At 71.0% G+C, this 5,801-nt stretch carries 4 protein-coding genes and 1 pseudogene; all 5 read right to left on the bottom strand.

Annotation, left to right across the window (positions count from 1 at the left end):
* Positions 1-220 precede the first annotated feature (220 nt).
* On the bottom strand, positions 221-1,582 hold the full coding sequence (locus tag CCR97_RS20065) for an esterase-like activity of phytase family protein (RefSeq protein ID WP_111360422.1): 1,362 nt from the start codon (positions 1,580-1,582) through the stop codon (positions 221-223).
* 102 nt (positions 1,583-1,684) lie between these two features.
* The gene (locus CCR97_RS20060) at positions 1,685-2,443 is read right to left on the bottom strand and encodes an SDR family oxidoreductase (protein WP_111360423.1); all 759 of its coding nucleotides are present in this window, start codon (positions 2,441-2,443) and stop codon (positions 1,685-1,687) included.
* 339 nt (positions 2,444-2,782) lie between these two features.
* Entirely contained in the window at positions 2,783-4,234 is a 1,452-nt protein-coding gene (locus CCR97_RS20055; protein WP_244670579.1) for an aldehyde dehydrogenase, read from the bottom strand.
* Between the two features lie 285 nt (positions 4,235-4,519).
* Positions 4,520-4,996: pseudogene (locus CCR97_RS31830) on the bottom strand (ABC transporter ATP-binding protein); the annotation flags it as partial.
* Complete coding sequence (locus CCR97_RS20050; RefSeq protein ID WP_111360166.1) at positions 4,983-5,717, bottom strand: ABC transporter ATP-binding protein; 735 nt, start codon at positions 5,715-5,717, stop codon at positions 4,983-4,985. The pseudogene CCR97_RS31830 and the gene CCR97_RS20050, both read right to left, overlap by 14 nt.
* Positions 5,718-5,801 lie beyond the last annotated feature (84 nt).

Here is a 5,801-nt window from a genome sequence, read left to right as displayed (position 1 = left end):
GCGAATCCCGCGGGCGCGCACGAACGCCTTCAGCTCCCGAGCCGACGCGGTCAGTGCCGCTTCACCACCGAGCCCCTCGACGAGCCGATCCCACTCGGTCGAATCAAGATGGTTCCTTGCCATCTCCGACTTGAATCACATCCCGATTCCGACGGAAATCCCCTTATCTTAGCGCCTATGGGGACATGCCCGGCCACGACACGGCGGCGAACGGCGCCGCTCACTTCGCCTTCAGGAATTCCCCGACCGTCAGCAGCACGAACTCGTTGTCGTCCGCCTGGTTCGGCTCGCGGCTCGACGAGAACGGCAGGTTGTTGTCGTTGCCGACGACGATGTGGGTCTCGTCGACCCGGTCGACGTTCTCGATGGTGAAGAACGGGAAGGTCAGCACGCCGCCGGTCAGCGGCTTCTTCGCCTTCTTGTCGGGGTCTTGGATCTTCATCAGGTCGATGAACCCGATCTTGCGCACCGGCTTGCCGACGGTCGCGTCGGACAGCTCGATCTTGTAGACGCGCTTGAACTGGGCCGGCCTCGCGAAGCAGCTCTCCGTCGCTGTGCCGGTGGCGCCGGCCGGGCAGGCCTTGTCGGCCGTGCCCTCGAAGTCGTCACGCTCGATGACCAGGCCGGTCGCGCCGTCGATCATGTTGAAGTCGCCGATGGCGTTGCCGTTCTGCTCGAACGGGTAGTACCAGAACCGGCCGGTGAACGTCTCCGCAGCGACGTCGAACTCGAGGATGCGCGCCGCCTGCTTGCCGTCGAGATTCTCCAGCTCCTTCTTGTCGGCGTCCCACAGCGCGCCTTCGAGCAGGCCGTAGATGAACTTGCCGTCCTTGGACGCGGCGAAGCCCTCGTAGCCCTTGGAGCGGCGGGCGTTGAAGCTCGCGGTCTGGTTCGGCGCGCCCGGCGAGGCGACGGCGAAGTGGTCGGGCGAGCGCACCGGCTTGCCGTCGGCCACGGTCTCGATCACGGCCAGCACCTTGCCGGTCTTGTCGGCCTTGATCAGGTAGGGGCCGAACTCCTCGCCGATCCAGATCACGTCGCCGATCGGTTGGATGCCTTCGGGATCGAAGTCGGCGCCGGTGAGATAGCGCTTCTGCGTGCCCTCGTGGACGATGCGGAACGGCACCTTCTTGTCGGGATCGTGCAGGAACACGGTCTCCAGCCGCTCGAACGTGCCGGCCGCCCAGTCGACCTTGTAGCGATTGAAGAACAGCATGGCGTCTGGCGAGTTCGCCTTGCCGCCGAAGCCGTTGTCGGTGAGCACCAGGAACGTGCCGTCCGGCATCACCTTGACGCCCGACTGGCCCTGCACGGGCTGGCCCTCGAACGGCAGGGCGACGCTGGTCGGGCGGCCGTTCGACTTGCCCGGCACGCTGCCGATCGCCTCGACGCGCTTGCCGGTGGTGAACTTGCCGGAGACCTTCAGGTCGGCGGGCGCGTCGGCCGGCGCGGCCACGAAGGTCCTGGCCGGGAACACGGCATGGCCGGCCAGCACGGCCGGATATTCCTGCTGCGCGAAGGCCGGGACGGCGAGCACCAGCGCGAGGGCGGCGGCGAGGGGAAGCGTGGTCGTGCGGGTCATGGAGACTCCTCGGTGGATGTCTCCGCAGCTTTTCGACCGCGCCCGCTACGCCGGCTTGACGCGGCGATGACGGAACGATGACCGCGACGTGCGGCGCGGCCCTCACAGCCCGCCGGCGACCTTGAGCACCGTGCCGGTCACGTAGGACGCCTCGTCGGAGAGCAGCCACAGCACTGCGGTCGCGATCTCGTCGGGCTCGCCGATGCGGCCCATCGGCACGCGCGCGACGACACGGGCCGGGCGGCCGGGCTCGCCCGCCTTGGCGTGGATGCCGGTCTGGATGGTGCCGGGGCACACCGCGTTGATCCGGATGCCGGTCGGTCCCAGCTCCTTGCCGAGGCCGATCGTGAAGGTCTCCACGCCGGCCTTCGCGGCCGCATAGGGCACGTACTCGTTCGGCGCGCCGAGCACGGCGGCGATCGACGAGATGTTCACGACCGCACCGGCGGTGCTGCGCGTCGTCCAGTCGCGCACGGCGCGCTGCGTGCACAGCATCGTGCCGATCAGGTTGACGTCGACGACGCGCCGCATCACGGCGGGCGTCGCCGCCAGGAAGGTGCCGATCGGCCCGGTGATGCCGGCATTGTTGACGAGCGCGGTCGGCGGCCCGAGTGCGGCCTCGACCGCGTCGAACAAGGTCTCGACCTGGGCCTCGTCGGCGATGTCGCCGCGGATGCCGATCGCGCGGGCGCCGGCGGCTTCGAGCTCTGCCACCAGCGTCGCCGCGGCGGCGTCGTCGCTGGCGTAGCTGAAGCCGATCGCCCAGCCGTCGGCCGCCGCGCGACGCGCGATGGCCTGGCCGATCCCCCCGGTGCCGCCGGTGAGGATCATGGTCTTGCCGCTGGTCGGGCTGTCGGTCATCGGTGCTCTCGTCGCATGCGGGGGATGCCGCGCGGTCGCGCGGCCGGGGCGAGACGAGAAGCGTAGCGGAGGCGGACCGGAGCGGGAAAGCCGAAACCGGTTATGCGTCGCATCAGCGACGCTGATGGGGCGACGCTGTCTTCTCTCTCCCCGCCGCGCGGGGAGAGGGTGGCTCGCCGCGAAGAGGCGAGTCGGGTGAGGGGGCGCTTCCGTACAGCAGAGACTCGCGGCGACGCCCCCTCACCCGACGTCCGCGCTGATCGCGCGAACGTCGACCTCTCCCCGCACGCGGGGAGAGGTAACAATGGCTTTGCCTCCCGACTCCGGAAGCGAGCCTGATCAGAACGGATAGTGCCGCGGCGTCGTCGCCACCGTGATCCAGCGAAGCTCGGTGAACTCGGCGATGGCCGCACGGCCGCCGAAGCGGCCGTAGCCCGATGCCTTCACACCGCCGAACGGCATCTGCGCCTCGTCGTGGACGGTCGGGCCGTTGATGTGGCAGATGCCGGACTCGATGCGGCGCGCCACCGCCATGGCGCGCGGGATGTCGCGTCCGAACACCGCGGCCGAGAGGCCGTATTCGGTGTCGTTCGCCACCCGCACCGCCTCGTCGATGCTGCCGACCCGCACGACGGCGACCACCGGGCCGAACGACTCCTCGGTGTAGAGCCGCATCGTCGGCGTGACGCGATCGATCACGGTGGCGTTCATGATGGTGCCGTCGATCTTGCCGCCGGCGAGCAGCTCCGCGCCCTTCGCCACCGCGTCCTGGACGAGCCCGCCGACCCGCTCCGCCGCCTCGCGGCTGACCAGCGAGCCGAGCACGACCGGCCCCTTGCGCGGGTCGCCGGCCGGCAGCGCCGCCGCCTTGGCGGCGAGCTTCTGCACGAAGGCGTCGGCGACCGCGTCCATCACCACGATGCGCTCGGTCGCCATGCAGATCTGGCCCTGGTTGGCGAACGCCCCGAAGGCGGCGCCGGCCACGGCGGCGTCGAGATCGGCGTCGTCGAGCACGATGCAGGGCGCCTTGCCGCCGAGCTCGAGCAGCACCGGCTTCAGGTGCTTGGCCGCGATCTCGGCGACGATGCGGCCGACCCGCGTCGAGCCGGTGAAGTTGACGCGCCGCACCGCCGGATGCGCGATCAGCGCCTCGACCACGGCCGGCGCGTCCTCGGGCGCGTTGGTGACGACGTTGAGGACGCCCGCCGGCAGGCCGGCGTCGTGCAGGGCCTCGCCGATCAGCCGGTGCGTCGCCGGGCAGATTTCGGAGGCCTTCAGCACCACGGTGTTGCCGCAGGCGAGCGGCATGGCGAGCGCCCGCACGCCGAGGATGACGGGCGCGTTCCACGGCGCGATGCCGAGCACCACGCCGACCGGCTGGCGATGCCCGAAGGCGACGAGGCCGGGCACGTCGGAGGGGATCACCTCACCGGCGATCTGGGTCGTCATCGCGGCCGCCTCGCGCAGCATGCCGGCGGCGAGGTGCACGTTGAAATGCGCCCACGGCGCCGCGGCGCCGATCTCGGCCGTCATCGCTTCGGCGAAGTCCTCGGCACGCGCCTCCAGCTTGTCGGCGGCGAGGTTGAGGATGGCGCGGCGCGCATTCGGCCCCATCTCGGACCATGCCGGGAAGGCGGCGGCGGCCGCGTCGGCGGCGGCATTGGCATCGGCGATCGTCGCGGCCGAAGCGCGGCTCGCCACCTCGCCCGTGATCGGGTTCAGGCGCTCGAAGGTGCGGCCGGCGGCGGCAGGCGTGTCCTTGTCGTTGACCATCATGGTGACGTCGAGCATCGGTGACCTCGTCGGCTGGGGGTTGTTGCCCTCGGGGGAGGACGTAGCAGGTGCTGGCAGTCCGAGATAGGCGCGGCGCACGGCCGGGTTTTCGCGCAAGGCCGGGGCGGGTCCGTGGAGCGTGACGCGGCCGGTCTCGACCACGTAGCCGCGGTCCGCGATCGCGAGGCTCGCGGTGGCGTTCTGCTCGACCAGCAGGATGCCGATGCCGTCGGCCTTGATGCGGGCGAGCGCCGCGAACAGCTCGCGGCAGACCCGCGGCGACAGGCCGAGCGAGGGCTCGTCGAGCAGCAGGAGCTTCGGCGCCGACATCAGCGCGCGGCCGATGGCGAGCATCTGCTGCTCGCCCCCCGACATGGTGCGGGCGGTCTGGCTCATCCGCTCCGAGAGCCGCGGGAAGAGGGCGAGGATGCGGTCGAGATTGGCCTTCTCGCCGGCGCGGGCGCGGGCCGGATAGGCGCCGAGCTGCAGGTTCTCGCGCACCGTCAGCTCGCCGAAGATGCCGCGCCCCTCGGGCACCAGCGCGATGCCGGCCTCGACGACGTCGTGCGCCGGCTTGCCGGTCAGCGGCTCGCCGTCCAGCGCGATGCTGGCGCCGGGATGCGGCGCCAGCAGTCCGCCGATGGTCTTCAGCAGCGTCGACTTCCCGGCCCCGTTGGCGCCCAGCACGACGACGATCTCGGCCGCGCCGGCCGTCAGGGCGACGCCGTCGAGCGCGCGGTGGCGGCCGTAGGACACCGAGAGGTCCTCAATCCTCAGCATCGGCGCCTCCGAGATAGGCCCGCACCACCTCGGGGTCGGTCAGCACCTCGGCCGTCGTGCCGTCGGCGATCTTCCGGCCCGTGTTCATCACGACGCAGCGGTCGCAGAGCGAGCGGATCGCGTCCATCACGTGCTCGACCATCACGATGGTGAGGCCGTCGCGCTTCAGCGAGGCGATTAGCGCGATGCCCTCCTGAAGCTCGGTCGGGTTGAGGCCGGCGAGCCACTCGTCGAGCAGCAGGAGCTTCGGATCGAGCGCCAGCGCGCGGGCGAGCTCCAGCCGCTTGCTGTCGATGTAGGTGAGATTGCCGGCCGGCTCGGCGTCGCGGCCGGCGAGGCCGACGCGGGCGAGCAGGGCGGTCGCCTGGTGGCGCGCCTTGTCGCCCCACAGCGGATGCTGGCGGAAGGCGATCGCCGCCGTCACGTTGTCGGCGCAGGAGAGGTCGCCGAGCACGCGCACGAGCTGGAACGTGCGGGCGACGCCGCGGTGGACGATGCGGTCCGGCTTCAGCCCCGTGATGGCGGCGCCGTCGAGCCGGATCTCGCCGCCGCGCGGCGGGATGGCGCCGGAGATGAGATTGAGCGCCGTGGTCTTGCCGGAGCCGTTCGGTCCGATCAGCCCGACGATGCTGCCGCGTTTTACGGTGAAGCTCAGCCCGTCCACGGCCCGCACGCCGCCGAACGACTTGCTCAGATCGACGACGTCGAGGAGGGGCGCTATGCCCGGGGCAGGGCGCGCCTCACCTCTCCCCGCACGCGGGGAGAGGTCGACGTTCGCGCGATCAGCGCGGACGTCGGGTGAGGG

The sequence above is a fragment of the Rhodoplanes elegans genome (assembly GCF_016653355.1).
Taxonomy (GTDB): domain Bacteria; phylum Pseudomonadota; class Alphaproteobacteria; order Rhizobiales; family Xanthobacteraceae; genus Rhodoplanes; species Rhodoplanes elegans.
This window is presented reverse-complemented; position numbering and strand designations above follow the sequence as displayed.